Origin of the sequence: Thiomicrorhabdus sp. ZW0627 (assembly GCF_029767005.1) — a bacterium.
Taxonomy (GTDB): Bacteria; Pseudomonadota; Gammaproteobacteria; order Thiomicrospirales; family Thiomicrospiraceae; genus Thiomicrorhabdus.
Genome location: NZ_JARUQR010000002.1, coordinates 248,096 through 267,229, shown reverse-complemented (window position 1 = coordinate 267,229; position 19,134 = coordinate 248,096). Strand labels below are relative to the sequence as shown.

Sequence of the window (19,134 nt, the reverse complement as noted above, 5' to 3'; positions counted from 1 at the left end):
CCCGAAATGGACAGGCCTGTCCATTTCGGGCTTTTTTAGTTGTTACCGGAAATTTCCGGTCATGGATTAGCAGGTAAGGTAAGAACAGCAGTAATCCGCAATCGAATGCACCTTGATACCGAATTTCGATTTTGCAGGTACCTGGAAACTCTCACCGTTCGGAATCGCTTTCCATTCGGTCTCACCCGGCAACAAGACTTCCACGTCACCAGACATCATTTCCATGATTTCAGCCGCATCCGTACCAAACTCATATTCACCCGGCATCATGATACCCAAAGTCTTCTTAGAGCCGTCCGCAAACAGAACCGTACGACTGGTCACCTTACCGTCGAAATAAACGGAAGCTTCTTTCAGAACGGTTACATTTTCAAATTTTGACATCTTATTTCCTTGTGAAATTATGTAGGGTTATTCGTTTGGCAATTATAACGACAAACCAGTCAAGATACACTGACTATTCAACCGCTTTTCTCACTGAGATATAATAGCCAACTTCAAATTAAGTAAATGCCATCGGAAAACACATTGAAAAATACGATCATTGTCAAAATCCCGTTCCATTTCAAAGGTGAATTACAGGAACCTTCTACCCTATTCGATCTGGACGACTGGGTAATGCGCCATGAAAACGAACTGCCGGATTTCCCTGTGGCTGTTGCCAAAGCCAACAATATCAGCAGCTATTCCTACGAACTGGAAGTAATGGAGATGTCGGAAGTCCTGTTTGAGCAGCCGACCGGCATAGCGGCCGACTTCTATTCTGAGGAAGATTCAAGCTTCGACTTTGAAGGCTTCAAACAACACTGGTTGGCCGAACAGTCATTCGACACCCTCAAACAGATCGCCAAACAGTATTTAGGGGAAGATCTACAAAAAAATTCCCCTATGCATCAGGCATTGACGGCCGCCTATATCGCCGGCAAACAGAGTTAAAGGTCGTTTGCCCGTAACACGGCGTTTTCTGCAGATTCCAGGTCGCTGACACTGACGTTCAGGTTTTTCAAACGTCCATCACGGATATTGTAGATAAATCCGTGGATCGATAGCTCCTGGCCTTTTTTCCAAGCGTTGCGAACAGCAGGAACATGACAGATGTTGCGTACCTGCTCCGTCACATTGATTTCGCACAGGCGGTTAACCTTCTCCTCGTAAGGCAACTGATCCAATTCCGTCTGCATACGCTGATAGTATTTACGAATCGGTCGCACCCAGTGGTCTATCAGATCCGGGTTATTCTCTTCCATCGAAGCCATGACGCCACCGCAACCGTAATGGCCGTTGACGATGATGTGCTTGACCTTCAACACCTCAACGGCGTATTGGATGACGGTCAAGACATTCATATCACTGGAGTTCACCAGATTAGCGATATTACGATGCACAAAAATCGTACCCGGATCCATCTTCACCAGTTCGTTGGCGGGAACGCGACTATCCGAACATCCTATCCATAGGTATTCAGGCTTCTGCTGGTGGGACAGGGTTTCAAAGAAATTGGGACGGTTGGCGTTGACTTCGTCAACCCAAGCTTGGTTGTTTTGCAATAACTGTTCAATCGACTTATCGCATTCGCACTGCTGGCACATATTCATCCTTTTTGAGTATATTCTGCGGATACAAAAATGCCCTTAAACAAGGGCATTTTCATTAAAGGCCTACCTCAAAATGAGAATTATACACAAATTTAGTGCGTTAGCTTCATAAAGACTTGAGGTAACTGCTCCGGCAGCTTGTCGACATGATCGATCACCGTATATTGGTGACCGAAAATATCGGAAACATACTCGTCCGCTTTCGGATCCAGCGTGATGCAGTAAGAGAAGATACCTTTACCTTGTAACTCATCCACCGCTTTACGCGTATCCTGAATCAACATCTGAGGATCTTTGGTGTCGATGTCCGCAGGCTCACCGTCGGTAAGAATCAACATCAGCTTCTTCTCGGCCTTCTGAGCTTCCAGATAATGCGCCGCGTGACGCATAGCCGCACCCATTCGGGTCGAGTAGGAAGCTTCCATCGCCGCGATACGCGCCTTGACCTCGTCACCGTAACTCTCCGAATAGCCTTTGATGTGCTGATAACGCACTTCATGTCGGGTATCCGAACAGAAACCGGCAATGGCAAACTTGTCGCCTAACTGCTCGACCGTCCAGGCGGTAATCGCCAAAGCTTCTTCGGACAATTCCAATAAGGTCTGACCGGTTTCGTCATTACGTTCGTTCAACGACTGCGAGGTGTCTACCAACAGCATCACCGCGATGTTACGGCTGTCCGTTGTGTGGCTGTAATTGATTCGTGGATCGGGTGCCTGCCCGCTTCGGAAATCGATTACGGAACGCAACGCGATATCCAAATCAAGTTCCTCACCCTCTTCCTGGAAGCGAATACGCTTCTTGTTTTGAGGTTTAAGCATCTCGATCATCTTCTTCAACCGTTTCGCCAGACCGTCATGCTTCTCCATCAAACGATCGATCTTGCCCGCATCTCCGGACGGATGAAGCCGCTCATACACCGTTGCCCAATCCGGACGATAGGTTTCGGAGATATAATCCCACTCATCGTAATGACGCGGCGGCAAACTGTCAGCATCATCAACAACCTTCTCTTCCGACTCGTATTCGTTGTTATGGAAGTCTTCGGATTCGTCGTTTTCTTCGTAATGGAACCAGATGTAACGGTTATCGTCGCGGTAACTGACTTCGGTATCGTCGAAGAAAATATCCGGCAAGCTGTCCGAAGATTGCTTACGCGACTTCACATAGAAACCGGTTCCCAATTTCGCCATATCCTGAGTGGTTGAATTCTCGCCCTTTTCCGCCATCACGGCATGGAACTGCTCGCGGAAGTCCTCAATCAACGGGTTTTCAGAATCAAAATTCGGATCCAACAAGGCACGAGACAATCGGGTCGCACGGTAGCGCAGACAAGATTGTTTACTGTCGTCACAAGCACCCTTTTCAGGGTAAGGGTGCAACGCCATGAACAATTTTCTCAAGCCCGGATAACGCTGCATCGCCAGATATTCAACACGGCTATCTTCGAAAACGGAAATAAACAGCTGCATATGCGGGGCGAAGTTGTCCGCCATCAATTTGGTCGACCACTCCTTGTGTGCCATCATATGCGACAACATCGCACGGTAACGATCAACGCCCGATACGCCATTTTCAATGTCGTAGACGTCAGGAATCGCAATCAATTCCTCATCCAGATAAGGAACCGGCTTTCGAAGCTGATCAAACGCGGTCGAGAAGACCGAGAACGGCAGGTCGCAGTTCCACATACAATCCTTCAACATATCCAAATGACGTTCAACGTCTTTGAACACGGTACCTTCTCGCTCACGCTGAATGATGCTCTTGGCGTCATGCGAACTCAAAGAGAAGTATTCGATCTGCTGATCCGGAGAATCCTTGTAGTTGCGTGCACCGTAATCCACGAAGTTACGGATACCCGACAAGGTCAACTTGGAAATTAACTGCGGTACGCTTTCCATAAACGGAATCATACCTGGGCTTTCATGGATCGAATGGTGACCATGAATCACGGTCTGGGTCTTATCGACGTAGTCGTCGATGATATCGAAGTAACGCTGTAGATCCTCGATGGTGTCGATTCGACGACATACGCTACTCAAAGATTCAAGGAACGGAATCATCGCCTTCTTGTTCGGGCTTCGCGCAATCGTATAGGCGTAGTCCGACACCATCTTCATGGTGCCCTTACCGATATGCGAAGCGATTTCCGGCATTACTTCCAGATAAACCAGCACAGGCTCAACGCCCATACCGATCTTACACAGGAAGTTTGCGCCATCCAGATACGCCTGAACACCTTCGGGCGAAAGGATCTGGTGCGCTTCCTCAATACATGCCGGAAAAACATCCTTGGCCTTTTCGAACCCACAGGTAAACTGCGTTTGATATTCGGCTAGTAATTCTGCATCCATAATGATTTCAACTCGGTTTTAACGGATAAAAAATTGAACGTCTTTGTTCAATCACATCAATAAAATCATGAGATTGATTCATCTGATTTTGGCGCTAATCAAGGCTGGAAAAAGGGAGTGTACAACTAGTACACGACCGTTTCCAACGAAGAGTAGCGCCTAAAGCGGGTGAATCAGCTCGTGATTAGCCGAAAATCATTTCGATTGCGTTGTCTAGAGTCTGGCGGATATCTGCATCATCGGTAATCGGACGAACCAACGCCATCTTACATGCTTCAATCGGAGTGATACCGTTGTTGATCAAAGTCGCTGCATACACCATCAAACGGGTAGAGATACCTTCATCCAAACCGTGACCTTTCAGGTTACGAGCGGTTTCACCGATCTGAACCAGCTTCTTGGCGGTATCAGCATCGACACCACCTTCCTTCTGAAGGATGTGGGCTTCGACTTCCGGCTCTGCGTAATCGAAATCCAACGCACAGAAACGCTGCTTGGTTGACTGCTTAAGGTCTTTCATCAGAGACTGGTAACCAGGGTTATAAGAGATAACCAACTGGAAGTCCGGATGTGCTTTGATCAATTCACCTTTCTTGTCCAGAGACAATTCACGACGGTGGTCAGTCAAAGCGTGGATAACAACCATGGTATCCTGACGCGCTTCAACGATCTCATCCAAGTAACAGATTGCGCCGTAACGGGCTGCCATAGTCAAAGGACCGTCTACCCAACGCGTTCCGTTAGCATCCAAAAGATAACGGCCAACCAAGTCGGAAGCGGTGATGTCTTCGTTACAGGAAACAGTGATGATCGGCTTGCCTAATTTCCACGCCATGTGCTCGACGAAACGTGATTTACCGCAACCGGTAGGCCCTTTGACCATAACCGGCAAACGTGCTGCGTAAGCTGCTTCGTAAAGTTCTACCTCATTAGACTGCGCATCATAAAATGGCTCGTTATCAATTTTGTATTGTGTAATATCCATATCAGTCCCCGTAACATTTATGGTAATTATATATATAAGAAAGTTCTTAAGTGATTTAACACTGTATTCCCGCCGGTTTCAAGACAAAAACAGAGTATTAAATAACCTAGAAAACAGGTAGGTAATAAATTTTGGATTTAAAAAAACCCCTGCCCGAAAGCAGAGGTTTTTTCTTAGGTTCTTCAAATAAACATTCGTAAACGAATATCTTATTTGTGAGCACCCAATTGATCTCTCCAGCCTGGGAAGATCTTGTCTGCATCGCCTGGGAAAGACTCGAACGCACGCGCGAATTCTTTGTGTTCTTTCGCGAATTCGATTGGGTCTGCACCAGACTTCCAGCACTCGTACGACTGGCGTAGAGAGATCGCACCAGCAGCAGGAGAATCGATGTGACCGTAAGATCCACCACCAGAAGTGTTGATAACGTTACCGTGACCTAGGTTCTCGAAGAAACCAGGTAGACGTAGAGCGTTCATACCACCAGAGATGATAGGAGTAGTAGGCTTCATACCGTTCCACTTCTGGTAGAAGACTGGTCCTTGACACTCGTCACGTTCGATCATGTATGCGATGTTCTTATCAGAAGCATCACCTTCCATCTTACCGTAACCCATTGTACCCACGTGGATACCAGAAGCACCCTGTAGACGAGAGATCTTAGCAAGAACGAAAGCAGTGTAACCACGCTTAGAAGACGGAGAAGTAATCGCTCCGTGACCTGCACGGTGATAGTGTAGGTACTGAGAAGCATACTCACGACGAGCAGTAGTGATCATACCTGGACCACCAACGTAACCGTCAACTAGGAATGCAACCTTAGGTGCATCTTCACCGAAAGTTTCTAGGATGTAGTCAGCACGGTAGCACATTTCGTGGTGGTCATCAGCAGTGATGTTCGCAGAGAACAACTTAGCTTCACCAGTTTCGTCCTGTGCACGCTTCATAGCGTCTGCAACTAGAGGAATAACTTTCTTCATTGGGCAGAAAACCTGGTTACCTTGTGGCTCATCGTTCTTGATGAAGTCACCACCTAGCCAGAACTGGTATGCAGCGTCAGCGAATGGCTCAGGACGTAGACCTAGTTTAGGCTTGATGATCGTACCAGCGATGTAACCACCGTTCTCAACAGGACGGCCAAGCATGCGCCACATGTCAGAGATATCAACAGATGGACCGTCGTATAGGTATAGCTTAGATTCTGGAACCCAGAAATCGATCATCTGAAGGTTCTTAACGTCACCCATACCTTGGTTGTTACCGATAGCCAAAGTTAGGAAAGAAACCAACATTGTCTTACCATCAGTTCCGTTACGGTCGAACAGATCAAATGGGTAAGCGATCTTGATCATTTGGTTAGCTTCGTCGATTTCATAAACCAATGCATCAACACCACGAGTGAAGTCATCAGTTGTACAAACTTCAACGTTAGTACCAGTAGAAGATTCAGCAGCGATGTGAGCCGCAACTTCTAGGTAACCGTAACCTGCAGCAGGTTCCATTTTGTAAGCAACCAAAATGTGGTTTTGACCTGCAATCAGATCTTCTTCTTTCAAAGACAAGTCAGCATAACGATTAGACTGATCCATTTTTCTTACCTCAATTTTAGGGACGCTTCAGCGATGAAGTAATCGCCCTTATTTTTTTGTCAAACCAAACTAAGATTTTGATTTGACCCCGAAATTTATTTAACGGAGCCTATTATAGAGATATGATCGATAACTTCAAATCAATAATTCTTATTTCTTTGATAGACTATCGTCTATTGAAAATCGAGAAATCAATTTAGCTTATTAAATGCTTGTTCGCTAAGAGACTCGCCTTCCAACTTGAGAAGCTCAATCAACTTCTCTGCGGCGATCGATAGGATTTTTCCGTTGGGATAGGTTAGATACCAATGACGGTTGATTGGAAAACCGCGGACATTCAAAATCGCGATTTCCCCTCGGTTGATCTCATTCATCAAGGTCGGAACAGAGGTGACGGTGATACCGAGATTTTGCAACAGACCGAGACGCAATGCCTCGTTTCCGCCCAGTACCATCTTGACGCTCGGCTGGAAATCAAACTGGTCAAACACCTTCTCGACTTGGGCACGAATACCCGAACCGGTCTCCCTCATCAAGAAAGGTTCGTCCTTCAAATCCTCTACCGTCAGAGATTTGCCCACCAGAGGATGGTTGGCGTTGGCCACAAAAGCCAATGGATTGACTGCCACTGGTTCAGAGGTAACGTTCAACCCCTCCGGAGGTTGTCCCAACAGGTAGAAATCGTCTTTGTTCTTTGCAATTCGATCTAATAAAGTTTCTTTATTACCTACACGCATGACAACCGTCACATCCGGATAGGCCTGATTGAATTCATGAATCACTTTGGGAACAAAATACTGCGCCGTCGAAATAACCGATAATTTCACACTACCGCCGGAAAACCCTTTCAAATGATTGATTTTCTGCTCCGCCGTATTCAGTTTTCTCAGAATCGCCTCGGCCGCTTCATACAAGGCCTCACCTGCGCTGGTCAGAAACACCTTACGCCCGATCTGTTCGAATAACGGCGCTTCCAGTACGTCCACCAACTTCTTCACCTGCATCGATACCGTAGGCTGCGTCAGATGCAATTCCTTCGCGGCTTTGGTAAAACTCTGATTGCGGGCAATGCTCTCAAACACTTGCAACTGGCGTAAAGTGGCATTCCTCGCAAGGATGGAATCTTTTTCAGGCATACTCAATTCCTAAAGTAGCTACAACAAAACGCGCCGGATAGACGCGAACATATATAAATATTACACCATCAAGCCCTAGTAAGCAGGCCTGTCGAATTTAAAAACTTAAACCTCGTCGGTACGAATCAATTTAGCAACAATCCGTCCAACCATCGGCCCAACAAAGATGACAATCGGAAAGGCGATCACAAATGCGCTTAACCAGGCATGCATCCAGATATGAATGAAGTTTTCAGGAATTCCGACATTGATGATGCTGATAGCGGCGGACATCAGAAAAGACATGAAAAACGACATAAAAAACGCAAAGATAATGTGTCTGTATTTTGGATGGAACATTTGCGCACCTTAATTAACTACAAATAACAATAACAAAAAAGCCGGACTGGTCAGGCCTGCTGACTATCCGGCTGTATAAAAAACTAAGTAAGTGGATATAGTGTAATGGATATTACACTAGATTATAACCATTCCTTATTTTTTTATTCCTTCGATATTCAAGTCCAAAAACACTTCCGTAGAAGCAGGCCCTAAATCATAGGTGATGCCATAATCGGCCAGTTTGATTTTAGTGGTGCCGCTGAATCCACTACGGTAACCACCCCAAGGGTCTTTTCCTTCCCCGATCTTATGCGCGTCGATAACAATCTCTTTGGTCACACCGTTCAAAGTGAACTTTCCTTTAACCTGCATGGCCTTATCAGAACCGCTGATTGAATCACTGACAAACGTCGCTTCCGGGAACTTCTTGGCATTCAGAAAATCCGCACTGCGAAGATGCTTGTCACGCTCCGCGTGGTTTGTATTTATGCTGTCCGTGTCGATCTTGACCGAAATTTTACTGTTCGCCAACTTCTCGGGATCATAACTGAAATCCCCTGAAAAATTATTGAAACGTCCCGTCAACCAACTGTAACCCAAGTGCTGGATCTTAAAGTTGATCGACGCATGCATTCCTTGAGTGTCGACCACATACTTGGAAGGCGATGCGAACGCCACGGAAGACACCAACATAATGCCGGCTGCCAACCATAATTGCTGTAATTTTTTCATGATAAATCTCCTGTTCAATTTAAGGTGTAAGTGTGTAAAAACTTCATTATTTCCCGCTTGGCTTCAACATGCGTTTCAGCGTGTTGTCCCGATTGATGAAATGGTGTTTCAAAGCCGCCAAAGCATGCAGAACAACCAAGCCGATCAATACAAACGCCAACAACTCGTGAATTTCACCGGCCAGATCCGCCTGATCTTCAAAAGGTTCGATCAAGGCGGGCACGGTAAACCAATCAAATACACTAATGCCGTGCCCTTCCGCCGTTGAAATCAAATAGCCGCTAACGCCCAATAGAAAAACCAATAGATACAAAACCGCGTGCATTGCACTAATCAAAAAAGCGACTGCGCGGCTAGAAACAGAAGCCGGTGCCGGTTTTGGATTAACAAGCGTCCAAACCCAGCGAAACAGCATCAGCCCCACCAGCAGAACGCCGACCGACTTATGAATAAACGGTGCATCGTGATACCAGTCCGAGTAATAACTCAGATCCACCATCCAAATCCCCAGCGCAAACAATCCCAGTACGGCGACGGCAACCAGCCAGTGCATCACGATGGTGATCCATCCATAACCTCTGGCGCTATTAGTCAAATTCATTAAACGTCCCCATTGATTCGTTTTAAAAACTTAAGGACATCTTACAAATCTCGAAGTGACAGAAAAATAGGCAAAAATTCAAAATACTGTTGCCAATAGGAGAACAATTAGCGGAACTGAAGACATAAAAAAACCAGCAGGCCTAGTAGGTTTGATTCTTTACTCGATTACCTTTACTAGGGAATCGCCATTATTATTTTTTATAATATTTGCCTACACGAATATTATAATTAAATCTTAACTGGAGTCGCTTAGCGCATTCCGCCGAATAAACGGATTTTGCATAAAGAGGATAATCTATGAAAAATCTACTGAAACTTTTGGTGACCTTTATCGTTACAGTGTCGTCATGGAATGCCTTTGCATTGGAATTCAAAGCACAAAAAGTGACCGATGGTGTCTATGCCTATGTAGGCCCTCTTACAGACCGCACGCCGGAGAACTTAGGCCTTAACAACAATATCGGCTTCATCGACACCAAAGCCGGTTGGGTGTTGGTTGATTCCGGTGCTGGTGATGCCGCCGCTCAAAAACTCGAAGCCATCGCCAAAGGCATCAAAGATCAGCCGATTGTCGCCGTCATTAATATAGGAAGCCAAGACCACCGCTGGCTGGGAAATGACTATTTTTCAAAACATGGTGCCAAAATCTACGCTTACAAAAAAAGCGTTAAAACCCAATCTTCCATGTTCAATCAAGAGGTAGACAACCTTGTGTCTAAAGTCCCTGCACTAAAGGGCGTAAAGATGAAAACCGCAGATGTCGTATTGGAAAAGGATTCCAACACTCTGACGATTGGCGGTGTGGAAATGCAGCTTAACTTCTACGGCGACGCCCACTTCCCCGGCGATTCCGTGCTTTGGTTGCCAAAACAAAAAGTGCTGTTTACCGGAGACATTGTTTATTTGGACAGAATGCTAGGTGTTCACCCTTGGTCAAACCCTGTTTCTTGGAACCAAGCTTATCAGAAGATGCGTGAACTACCTGCTCAATATATCGTTCCAGGTCACGGTCGGGTTTCGGACTGGAAGCAAGCGGATGCAGAAACCGGCGACTATTTGAAAAAACTGGTTGAAACAATGAATGCGGAAGCCGAAGAATTTTCAGGTGTTGATACAGCGGTTCAAAAGAATAAGGACTGGCCGGAATTTAAACATCTAAAACACTATGATTCCTGGCATAAACGAAACCTCAATCAGACCTACTTGAAGCTTGAAGCATCCATGTAATGACACAAAGGTCTAAATANTTTAAACATCTAAAACACTATGATTCCTGGCATAAACGAAACCTCAATCAGACCTACTTGAAGCTTGAAGCATCCATGTAATGACACAAAGGTCTAAATAACAGACATAAAAAAACCAGCAGGCCTGCTGGTTTTTTTAAAGGTGAAAACCGAGCGATCAATTAACCGCGATCGTGGCCTTCGCCAATAAATTCGATCTGATATCCGTCCGGATCTTCCGCAAATGCGATGATGGTGGTTCCCGCATTCATAGGACCGGCTTCACGGATGATCTTACCACCCTGCTCTTTAACTGCTTCTGCCGCTTTATAAACGTCCGGCACTTCAACCGCAATGTGACCGTAACCGGTTCCCAAGTCGTAAGAATCCACGCCCCAGTTGTAAGTCAGTTCAAGCACCGTGTTTTCATCTTCGTTCCCGTAGCCCAAAAACGCCAATGTGAACTCGCCCTGCGGATAATCTTTACGGCGCAACAGTTCCATTCCCAGAACCTTGGTATAAAACTCGATCGACTTGTCCAAGTCGCCCACGCGCAACATGGTATGCAACATTCTCATCATGACTCTCCTAATACTATGATTTATTCCGATTCCGGCTTTTCATCAATGCGTTTCAAAAACATCAAAACGATCAATGCAAACGGCCCGAACAATATGCCCATCGTACCCCAAAATACCGCGGGTCGATGCTTGGATTGTGCCATTTTATGACAATAAATCGCACTGACAACCCCTATCAATAACGAAACCCAAATAAACGTCATTCGCGCACTCCTCTCCAAGCGAAAAACAAGGCAATCGCCACCGCAAACGCACACAGGCCGTAAGCCAATTCAGCCTGACCCCAGGACCACGCATACCCGGCCATCAACATTCCCAAAGCGCCACCCAAACCGTGGCTGCTGGCCGCGAAGATCGCCTGCCCTTTACCGTGATGCCTTCCGCGGAAATAGTGGTCGATCAGGTGGATCGCTGCAGCATGGAACAAACCGAAACTCGCCGCATGCAGTATCTGAGCAAGAATCATCCACTCCAAGCTAGCCGCCAGATAAGCGTTCATCAACCAGCGAATCAGCGTAAGAACGACACTGATCAGAATCAGATTACGCACCGAATACGACTTGAACAACCAAGCCATGAAAAAGAACACGCCGATTTCGGAGATGACACCCAACGCCCACAACCAGGCGATGACGGTTTTCTCGTAACCCAGATCACTCAACTGAATGGTGAAGAACGCATAATAGACGCCATGCGACAATTGAACCAGAAACGCCACCACCAGCAGGTGCCAAACCGGAGATTGTTTGAGGATAGCTACAAACCCGACATCCTTATCCAGATGCACGCGCGGCGAGCGGTCGCTGACCAGATAAGCTGTTAGCCACACGGCGCCCAACATCGCTAACAGGTTCCACGGCAACACCCATATGCCGAAATGCTCCACCTGCCAACCGATTGCCAACACCGCCGCGATAAAACCGACCGATCCCCACAACCGAATCTGGCCGTAACGATGTTTTTCGTCACCTAAACAACCAAAGGTATAGGATTCAAATTGCGGTAAGGAAGCGTGCCAGAAAAAACTGAAAAATAGAATCGTCAGCAGCAACGGCCAATAGGTGTCGAATGCAATCAAGCCGACACCGCCAACCAGCGTTAAAGCCGTCGCCAGCCGCACCCACTTGATTGACACCCCCGAGCGATCCGCCAGCCATCCCCACAAATTCGGAGCCACCACTTTAGTTGCCAGCAACACACCCATCAACTGACCGATTTCCACCGGCGTAAACGACAGCGATTGGAAATAAAGGCCTAGGTATGGAAGCAATCCGCCAAGAACGGCGAAGTAGAAGAAATAATGGCTAGACAGCCGGTAATAGGCTGTCTGATAGGAAGGATGTTCCGAGGAATGTTCCCCGTTATTCGCCTGCATGAGCCAGGTCAACGATCGGTGCCACCACATCGCCGTTCTGGGCACGGTTACGCATGAAATGATCCAACAGCACAATCGCCATCTGCGCTTCGGCGATCGGGGTGGCGCGAATGCCCACGCAAGGATCGTGACGGCCTTTGGTGACCATTTCAATCGCTTCACCTTGAGTGTTGATGCTACGGCCCGGCGTCATGATGCTTGAAGTCGGTTTCAAAGCAATGTGCGCAACAATGTCCTGACCGGTTGAGATACCGCCCAAAATCCCGCCCGAATGGTTCGATACGAATCCTTCCGGCGTCATTTCGTCACGGTGTTCGGTTCCCAATTGCCCCGCTACCGCGAAACCGTCACCGATTTCCACACCCTTAACCGCGTTGATGCTCATCAAAGCATGCGCCAAATCCGCGTCCAAACGGTCGAAAACAGGCTCACCCAAACCGACCGGAACGTTCTTGGCGACGATGCTGATCTTCGCACCAACCGAATCTTTCTGCTTCAACAGATTGTCCATGTAAACGCGAATCTCTTCGCGCTTGGCTTCGTCAGGGCAGAAATATTCGTTATCGTTATCAAACGGCCAGCTCACGTTTTCAACCGTGATCGGACCCAACTGAGAAAGGTAACCTTTCACTTCCACGCCCAAACGCTCTTTCAGATATTTTTTGGCAATCGCCCCCGCCGCAACACGCATCGCGGTTTCACGTGCCGAAGAACGTCCGCCGCCACGATAGTCGCGTAGGCCGTACTTCTGGGTGTAAGTATAGTCGGCGTGAGAAGGACGGAACGTTTCCGCCACTTTTGAGTAATCTTTTGAACGCTGATCTTTGTTATGGATGATCATGCCGATCGGCGTACCGGTAGTTTTGCCTTCGAACACGCCCGAAAGAATCTGAACTTCGTCGTCTTCACGACGTGCCGTGGCGTGCTTGGAAGTACCCGGCTTACGACGGTCCAATTCGATCTGGATATCCGCTTCGCTCAATTCCAACCCCGGAGGACATCCGTCCACAATGCAACCTAATGCGATACCGTGACTCTCTCCAAAGGTGGTGACGCGAAAATTTTGTCCAATCGTATTGCCCGACATAAGTGTACTTCTCTAAGATTCGTTATAATCGGTGTATTCTACCTAAAAACCCTTTAAAAGTAATGACCCAAAACAACGATTCCACCCCACTTTCAAAGAGTTCGCCGGACTGGCAGGCATTCGATTGGCAAGCGCCCGACCCGTTCATCCACAAACATGTGGTGAGTGAAGACGAACTGGACTTTCTCAACCACGTCAACAACAAGAGCTACGTGGCGTGGATGGAACAGGTTGCGTGGATGCACAGTCTGGCGGTCGGCATCAATCACGATACCCAAAAAGAACTCAACCGAATCATGGCGGTGTACGAGAACTGCATGCAATACAAAGCGAGTTGTTATTTGGGAGACGAACTGCTGATTGGAACCTGGGTGGGAGAACAAAAAGGTTGCTGCCTGAGAACGCGGGAGTTTCAGATCATTCGGCCGCGTGACGGCAAAACCGTGTTCACCGCACAAGCCACTTACGTCTGCATTGACCTGAAAAACCATAAACCACGGCCGATTCCCAAAGAGTTCATCGAACCCTATCGGAAATGACCGCAAAAACATTCTCAACAGGCCTGTTGAGAATTGAAAACTGGAGAAAACTCGAGGGAAAAGCGCTAAAAAACGTTACTCCTTGAGCTTAACGCTCAACTCGCCCTCTTTGACGGTGATGTTCTCAACGCCTTCGGCAAAATTCTTCCAGAAACCGGGATCGGCTCCGAACTCGTTCACCAGATCAACGTTCTTGAGATTACCCAGCCAGGCATTCGGAATCGGCACCCCCATCAGGCTCACCCCTTTAAGCTTCACAATCGGCTTGCCGTCTCGATAAGCCAACTCCGCACCGGCGTTGATACGCAACGTCTTACCGCCCATCACCGGAAAATCCTCTTCCAACGGAACCAGCACTTTCACGCTCAACAGGTCGTCGGATAAATCCACCGCCACTTTCTTCGCCAGATCGGTGTTCTTGGCAAGCAACGCATTCAATTCACGTTCACTGAACAGCACCTCACGCTTGGCACCCACCTCAGTGTACGCTTCCGGTTTCAGGTTGCCCTGCGCATCGTACTCACTGACCTCAACACCAATCACCTTCAACTTGGCGTTAAGCACTTGTTCCTCTTTCGGCTTCAATTCCACCGGAGTGAACGCTTTCAGGAAAAGCGTCTGGCTCAGAATCCAATAGGTCAAACCGATGGTCACCAGAATGGTAGCCAGAACAATCCAAACCACCTTAATGCCACTAACACCGTTACTCACCTGTTGCTTCGTTGCTTCCATCGGTTCGTTTTTAGATTCTTGGTTCATGCAGTTTCCTGTTTTGACTCGATTAAGAAAATTGAAAAATCACTCACACACGGATTTCTAAATTTAAGCCATTGCAAAAACATGACGGCATCTTTTTAAAGTCAAAAAAGAACTATTATTCAATATCTTAACCATTTATAAAATCAACATTTGAATGCAGACTATGCCAACAAATGAAGGAACTTAACGACCTTAAATAACTAGTTATCCAAAATAAATGCGGCGTTCAGCCCATCAATCATATCGTAAGTGTCGCAATATGGAACTCCAAAGTACTGACAGACATTTGGGATTTTTATTTTTTTAGAACCTGGAGGATCGAGAACTTCATGCGTCGTTAGAATTGTCCCTGTGGTTTTTGCTTTTGCTATAAGCCAAGGATCCGCGCCAGAAAAAAACCTTACCTTTTCATCTTCTCGCTTGTCTAATGAATTCACATAATCAGCAATCTCTATAAACGCGTTTTGAGTTTCTTCATCTGATTCATCTTGAAAAAAACTTTGATTTTGGAGAGCCCATGTAGATAAATCATCCTTAGCTTGCTTTAGCTCTTCTAAGACAGTTTTAATGCTTAAAACTCCCCCATTTATAAACTCTTGTTCTAAAAAACTCCAATAAGCCGGACAAAAACTCATACGATAATGAAAGTTTTTAGCTTGGATAAATGTATTTGAATCAAGCAAATAACTCAAACTATAACCTCTTTGTAAACGCGCTTAATTTGATTAGGACTAATATCTAATAAGTTAGAAGCATCTCTCAACAGCATACGGCCACTTAACGCTTCAGAAGTTACAGCTTGTGCAAAGCGAACACTTAGCCTAGATCTTTGAGTTTTCCAAAAATCTCCGCGGCCTTCTCGCTTTGCATATTCGTCTTTTAAATCTTGAATGTATCGCTCGTAATCTTGTTGGCTAATTAACGCAAACGTAAGTGCCCTTCTAGCTACAACCCAGTGGCTTACTTTAAAATAAGAAGCCAATTTTGCAGTATTCTCTATAAAATTTACGTTGCTATCCCACTGCTCAAAAAACTCTTGTTCAGGCACAAGAAATTCACCAGCAACCTGATTACACAATTGCTCACTTTTAACATGAGCTTTCAGTGTGCCATTAGAAATACCAGTACTACCAATCCAGATATGAGCTAACTCATGAATAAGAGTGAATAATTTTGGTTGAGATCCGTCTTTTCCATTGATAAAAATCAATGGGGCTTGAGCATCAGAGATAGCGAACCCTCTAAACTCCTCAACAGATAACGGACGATGGGTATTATTTCCAACAACACCATTGGACATCACCAATATCCCTATATTTTCTATAGCTCTTGTTAAATCTCTTAAATAGTTTTCAGCATTGCCTCTCAAAGGCCTAATTGGCAAACCAAGAGACGTCTTCATATCTTTTACTATAGAGCGCGCATCTTTTATACCTTGAGCTCTTCCTACATAAGGATTCTCATCTACCCCTTGCTCATTTAAATACTCTTTATACCACTGCACTCTCGTAAGGCACGTTTGAATCGTATCCCTTAGCTCAAGGCTAATACTCCTTGGCTGAGAGCTATCTAAGGTTCTTAAATCAGGTATCGGCACTTCTTCCTCTGGCGGGGTTGCAAGAAACAAATACCCAAAAGGAATATATAACTTTTCTGACAATTTTTGGGCTTGTTTAAATGTAGGCCTAGCCTCGCCATCTTCCCATGAAGCTAAACGCTCTTCACTAACATTCAATTTTTTTGCAAGCACACTTAATCCTAGGCCTGCCCTATCTCTCGCCCAAGGAAGTATTTCGTGATTGATCAATGCTTGCTGTGCCATTAAGACGTACGCCTTAAAACTTAATTTCTAAAAACTCGTACAGTTTATAACATAAATACAAATACGTAGAAAAAACAAATGCGTATTTTAATATGTGATACAAAATATTTTACAGAAAATCTAAATACATTCCCAACTAACCTGTCCCAAAGCAATCGAACCGTCATTGATCGGTGCTTGCTGTTGGAAATACAGTGTTTGTCTTTTGTTTTCAAAACCTTGCGATAGCAACTTCAACAGCGTCTTATTCTGGAACACGCCGCCGGTGACAATCACAGGCAGGTTTTGATTCTGATCCGAGACCTGTTCAATCAAGTTCACGAGCATGTTGAAGAAGCGGCTAACTATGACCGACAGCTCAACACCTTGTTGATGGTCTTTGAGTATCTGTTCAATCATCGGGGCGACGTCGATCAGGCCGTCTTTGATTTCAAATCCGTAGGCCTCGGTGATTTTCGGATCGTAATGCTTTTCCAATAACAGTCCGCTTTGGCCTTCGTAATCCAGATTCTGTTTCAAGTCCAACAAACTTGCCACGGCATCGAACAGTCTTCCCATTGAACTGCTCGACGGACTGTTTAGGCTCTTGTGGCAGATAAGATGCAGTTGTTCGATTTCCGCTTCGCTGAACGCTTTGACGGTCGGCGAATCCAGTTCCAAAACTTCATCCAAAGAGAAAGAATCGAACAACAAAGCCAAAGCGATTCGGCGCGGTTGTTGGTTGGCAAGATCGCCGCCCAACAATTTGAAGGGTTTCAGGTGCAGCAGGCGTTCGTAACCGCTTGCATCGGCCAGCATGACTTCCCCGCCCCACAGGTTGCCGTCTTCGCCAAAGCCGGTACCATCCCAACTGAACGCCAGGACTTTTTCGCTCAGCCCGAACTCGGCCATACAGGCCAGAACATGCGCATAATGATGCTGGACTTTGGTCAATTCCAAACCGCTTTGCATCGCCTGTTTTTCCGCCCATCGGCTACTGAAATATTGTGGATGCAGATCACTTACCAAACATTTTGGTCTAATTCGACAAAGCGTTTTCATGCGATCAATGACTTTTTGAAACCGTTGCTGCGACGCCAACGAATAGAGGTCTCCAATATAGGGAGACAGAACAATTTGCCCGTTTCCAGCTAACGCCACGGCACTTTTTTGTTGTGCGCCGACCGCCAGCGTTTCCGAACAGGCCTGTTGGGTTTTATTACTATCTTTTTTCAAGGGCAGATAAAACGGCGCCAAACCACGCGCCAAGCGCAAAGTAACGGTCTTTCCGTCAATGCTTTGCACAATACTGTCGTCACACGGATTGACGATCTCGCGGTCGTAATCCAGAACATAATCCACCACAGGCTGATCGTTACGACACAGTTTGGCGAACACTTCTTCGGCCTGATAGATAATCGGCTCACCCGAAAGGTTGGCGCTGGTGGCGATCAGAGGACGGTCGAAATATTCGAACAGCAGATGCTGTAACGGCGAATAAGCCAAAAACAGACCCAAACGGTCGATGTCCGGCGCCACCTGATCGCTCAGTTCATTCCCTTGTTTCGGCTGAACCAACACGATCGGTCTGGCATCGGAAGTCAGCAGTTCGATTTCGTGTTCGGTCAAATCCGCCAAGGATTTCGCCATTTCCAAATCCCTGCACAATACGGCAAACGGTTTGGCCGGACGGTGCTTGCGTTGGCGAAGCGTTGCAACCGCTTGCGTATCGGTGGCGTCACACAAAATATGAAAACCGCCCACGCCTTTGAAAGCCAACAGGCCTGCTTGATCCAAAGTTTCCGCGGCCTGTTGAATCGCTTCCCCGCATTCAGCCACCTCTTTTTTACGGCAGTCCAGCAAACGGGGTTTAGGGCCACATTCAGGGCAACAAATGCCTTGGGTATGAAAACGCCGGTTGGCGGGGTCGTGGTATTCACTCTCACAGGATTCGCACAGTTCGAACGCCGCCATGGCCGAATTGGAACGGTCGTAAGCAGGCCTGTTCAGAATCGAAAAACGTGGCCCGCAATCCGAACAGTTGATGAACGGATCGTGATAACGGCGGCTACTTGGGTCATGAAACTCTTGCAGACAGTTTTCGCATACCGCGATGTCCGGCGTAATCTGGTTGTTCGCTTGAGTAGACGTACCGGATTCGCTTTCCAAGATATTGAAATCCGCATAATCGGAAAGCGGTAAGGATTCGGTCTCCATGGATAGAATCTGTGCCTGTTTTGGCGCTTCGGACTGCAAACGCTGCTGAAACCGCTCTAGTGCTTCCGCTTCGCCTTGCAGATGAATGGTTACACCCTGAACATCATTGCAGACCGAGCCTTTAAGTTGCATCGCCTGCGCTAACTGGAAAATGAAAGGCCGGAAACCAACACCCTGAACCCGACCTGAAACCTGTATACGAAGATGCTGCGGATGCTTTATCTGCACAAT

General features: G+C 46.6%; 20 protein-coding genes. 3 read left to right on the top strand and 17 right to left on the bottom strand.

Annotated elements, in window-relative coordinates; genetic code table 11:
* Positions 1-66 precede the first annotated feature (66 nt).
* Complete coding sequence (locus QCB45_RS07505) at positions 67-384, bottom strand: pyrimidine/purine nucleoside phosphorylase (protein WP_279420268.1); 318 nt, start codon at positions 382-384, stop codon at positions 67-69.
* A 144-nt stretch (positions 385-528) separates the two neighbouring features.
* Here QCB45_RS07505 and QCB45_RS07500 point away from each other — a divergent pair, with 144 nt between their 5' ends.
* A complete protein-coding gene (locus tag QCB45_RS07500; protein WP_279420267.1) occupies positions 529-936 on the top strand; it encodes a hypothetical protein in 408 nt (135 codons plus the stop codon).
* Here the strand turns inward: QCB45_RS07500 and QCB45_RS07495 are convergent.
* From QCB45_RS07495 to QCB45_RS07460, 8 genes are all read right to left on the bottom strand, one after another.
* Positions 933-1,589: a carbonic anhydrase gene (locus tag QCB45_RS07495; RefSeq protein ID WP_279420266.1), complete on the bottom strand. Its 657-nt coding sequence runs from the start codon at positions 1,587-1,589 to the stop codon at positions 933-935. The genes QCB45_RS07500 and QCB45_RS07495 overlap by 4 nt on opposite strands.
* A gap of 98 nt (positions 1,590-1,687) precedes the next feature.
* Entirely contained in the window at positions 1,688-3,952 is a 2,265-nt protein-coding gene (locus tag QCB45_RS07490) for a VWA domain-containing protein (protein ID WP_279420264.1), read from the bottom strand.
* A gap of 184 nt (positions 3,953-4,136) precedes the next feature.
* Positions 4,137-4,937: a CbbQ/NirQ/NorQ/GpvN family protein gene (locus QCB45_RS07485; RefSeq protein ID WP_279420263.1), complete on the bottom strand. Its 801-nt coding sequence runs from the start codon at positions 4,935-4,937 to the stop codon at positions 4,137-4,139.
* Between the two features lie 209 nt (positions 4,938-5,146).
* The gene (locus QCB45_RS07480; RefSeq protein ID WP_279420262.1) at positions 5,147-6,526 is read right to left on the bottom strand and encodes a ribulose-bisphosphate carboxylase; all 1,380 of its coding nucleotides are present in this window, start codon (positions 6,524-6,526) and stop codon (positions 5,147-5,149) included.
* A gap of 191 nt (positions 6,527-6,717) precedes the next feature.
* Positions 6,718-7,662, bottom strand: a complete 945-nt coding sequence (locus tag QCB45_RS07475) for a LysR substrate-binding domain-containing protein (protein WP_279420261.1) — start codon at positions 7,660-7,662, stop codon at positions 6,718-6,720.
* Between the two features lie 105 nt (positions 7,663-7,767).
* A complete protein-coding gene (locus QCB45_RS07470; RefSeq protein ID WP_279420260.1) occupies positions 7,768-8,001 on the bottom strand; it encodes a DUF2798 domain-containing protein in 234 nt (77 codons plus the stop codon).
* 135 nt (positions 8,002-8,136) lie between these two features.
* A complete protein-coding gene (locus tag QCB45_RS07465; RefSeq protein ID WP_279420259.1) occupies positions 8,137-8,715 on the bottom strand; it encodes a YceI family protein in 579 nt (192 codons plus the stop codon).
* 46 nt (positions 8,716-8,761) lie between these two features.
* Positions 8,762-9,316, bottom strand: coding sequence for a cytochrome b (locus QCB45_RS07460; protein ID WP_279420258.1), 555 nt, complete (start codon positions 9,314-9,316; stop codon positions 8,762-8,764).
* Positions 9,317-9,615: 299 nt separating this feature from the next.
* Here QCB45_RS07460 and QCB45_RS07455 point away from each other — a divergent pair, with 299 nt between their 5' ends.
* Positions 9,616-10,545 (top strand): MBL fold metallo-hydrolase, encoded by a 930-nt coding sequence (locus QCB45_RS07455; RefSeq protein ID WP_279420257.1) that lies wholly within the window; start codon positions 9,616-9,618, stop codon positions 10,543-10,545.
* 181 nt (positions 10,546-10,726) lie between these two features.
* On the opposite strand, the gene gloA is transcribed toward QCB45_RS07455, so the two are convergent.
* The 4 genes from gloA to aroC are packed head-to-tail and all read right to left on the bottom strand — an operon-like array spanning position 10,727 to position 13,587.
* Complete coding sequence (gloA, locus tag QCB45_RS07450) at positions 10,727-11,122, bottom strand: lactoylglutathione lyase (RefSeq protein WP_279420275.1); 396 nt, start codon at positions 11,120-11,122, stop codon at positions 10,727-10,729.
* Positions 11,123-11,145: 23 nt separating this feature from the next.
* Positions 11,146-11,328, bottom strand: a complete 183-nt coding sequence (locus QCB45_RS07445; RefSeq protein WP_279420256.1) for a hypothetical protein — start codon at positions 11,326-11,328, stop codon at positions 11,146-11,148.
* Complete coding sequence (locus QCB45_RS07440) at positions 11,325-12,530, bottom strand: MFS transporter (RefSeq protein WP_279420255.1); 1,206 nt, start codon at positions 12,528-12,530, stop codon at positions 11,325-11,327. Before QCB45_RS07440 ends, QCB45_RS07445 begins: the two co-directional genes overlap by 4 nt.
* The gene (gene aroC, locus QCB45_RS07435; protein ID WP_279420253.1) at positions 12,487-13,587 is read right to left on the bottom strand and encodes a chorismate synthase; all 1,101 of its coding nucleotides are present in this window, start codon (positions 13,585-13,587) and stop codon (positions 12,487-12,489) included. Before aroC ends, QCB45_RS07440 begins: the two co-directional genes overlap by 44 nt.
* 62 nt (positions 13,588-13,649) lie before the next feature.
* Here aroC and QCB45_RS07430 point away from each other — a divergent pair, with 62 nt between their 5' ends.
* Entirely contained in the window at positions 13,650-14,126 is a 477-nt protein-coding gene (locus tag QCB45_RS07430; RefSeq protein WP_279420252.1) for an acyl-CoA thioesterase, read from the top strand.
* A 75-nt stretch (positions 14,127-14,201) separates the two neighbouring features.
* Here QCB45_RS07430 and QCB45_RS07425 read toward each other — a convergent pair whose 3' ends face one another.
* The 4 genes from QCB45_RS07425 to hypF form a co-directional block, all read right to left on the bottom strand.
* On the bottom strand, positions 14,202-14,885 hold the full coding sequence (locus QCB45_RS07425; RefSeq protein ID WP_279420251.1) for an arginine N-succinyltransferase: 684 nt from the start codon (positions 14,883-14,885) through the stop codon (positions 14,202-14,204).
* A gap of 200 nt (positions 14,886-15,085) precedes the next feature.
* Positions 15,086-15,577, bottom strand: a complete 492-nt coding sequence (locus tag QCB45_RS07420; RefSeq protein WP_279420250.1) for a DUF4411 family protein — start codon at positions 15,575-15,577, stop codon at positions 15,086-15,088.
* Positions 15,574-16,707, bottom strand: a complete 1,134-nt coding sequence (locus tag QCB45_RS07415) for an XRE family transcriptional regulator (RefSeq protein ID WP_279420249.1) — start codon at positions 16,705-16,707, stop codon at positions 15,574-15,576. The genes QCB45_RS07420 and QCB45_RS07415 overlap by 4 nt, the downstream gene beginning before the upstream one ends.
* Positions 16,708-16,827: 120 nt before the next feature.
* Positions 16,828-19,131: a carbamoyltransferase HypF gene (hypF, locus tag QCB45_RS07410; protein ID WP_279420248.1), complete on the bottom strand. Its 2,304-nt coding sequence runs from the start codon at positions 19,129-19,131 to the stop codon at positions 16,828-16,830.
* Positions 19,132-19,134: the final 3 nt, after the last annotated feature.

Bases quoted from the DNA above. Each gene is read 5' to 3' on its own strand.
- QCB45_RS07505 (WP_279420268.1), bottom strand. From the start codon at position 384: ATGTCAAAATTTGAAAATGTAACCGTTCTGAAAGAAGCTTCCGTTTAT.
- QCB45_RS07495 (WP_279420266.1), bottom strand. From the start codon at position 1,589: ATGTGCCAGCAGTGCGAATGCGATAAGTCGATTGAACAGTTATTGCAA.
- QCB45_RS07490 (WP_279420264.1), bottom strand. From the start codon at position 3,952: ATGGATGCAGAATTACTAGCCGAATATCAAACGCAGTTTACCTGTGGG.
- QCB45_RS07485 (WP_279420263.1), bottom strand. From the start codon at position 4,937: ATGGATATTACACAATACAAAATTGATAACGAGCCATTTTATGATGCG.
- QCB45_RS07480 (WP_279420262.1), bottom strand. From the start codon at position 6,526: ATGGATCAGTCTAATCGTTATGCTGACTTGTCTTTGAAAGAAGAAGAT.
- QCB45_RS07475 (WP_279420261.1), bottom strand. From the start codon at position 7,662: ATGCCTGAAAAAGATTCCATCCTTGCGAGGAATGCCACTTTACGCCAG.
- QCB45_RS07470 (WP_279420260.1), bottom strand. From the start codon at position 8,001: ATGTTCCATCCAAAATACAGACACATTATCTTTGCGTTTTTTATGTCG.
- QCB45_RS07465 (WP_279420259.1), bottom strand. From the start codon at position 8,715: ATGAAAAAATTACAGCAATTATGGTTGGCAGCCGGCATTATGTTGGTG.
- QCB45_RS07460 (WP_279420258.1), bottom strand. From the start codon at position 9,316: ATGAATTTGACTAATAGCGCCAGAGGTTATGGATGGATCACCATCGTG.
- QCB45_RS07455 (WP_279420257.1), top strand. From the start codon at position 9,616: ATGAAAAATCTACTGAAACTTTTGGTGACCTTTATCGTTACAGTGTCG.
- gloA (WP_279420275.1), bottom strand. From the start codon at position 11,122: ATGAGAATGTTGCATACCATGTTGCGCGTGGGCGACTTGGACAAGTCG.
- QCB45_RS07445 (WP_279420256.1), bottom strand. From the start codon at position 11,328: ATGACGTTTATTTGGGTTTCGTTATTGATAGGGGTTGTCAGTGCGATT.
- QCB45_RS07440 (WP_279420255.1), bottom strand. From the start codon at position 12,530: ATGTGGTGGCACCGATCGTTGACCTGGCTCATGCAGGCGAATAACGGG.
- aroC (WP_279420253.1), bottom strand. From the start codon at position 13,587: ATGTCGGGCAATACGATTGGACAAAATTTTCGCGTCACCACCTTTGGA.
- QCB45_RS07430 (WP_279420252.1), top strand. From the start codon at position 13,650: ATGACCCAAAACAACGATTCCACCCCACTTTCAAAGAGTTCGCCGGAC.
- QCB45_RS07425 (WP_279420251.1), bottom strand. From the start codon at position 14,885: ATGAACCAAGAATCTAAAAACGAACCGATGGAAGCAACGAAGCAACAG.
- QCB45_RS07415 (WP_279420249.1), bottom strand. From the start codon at position 16,707: ATGGCACAGCAAGCATTGATCAATCACGAAATACTTCCTTGGGCGAGA.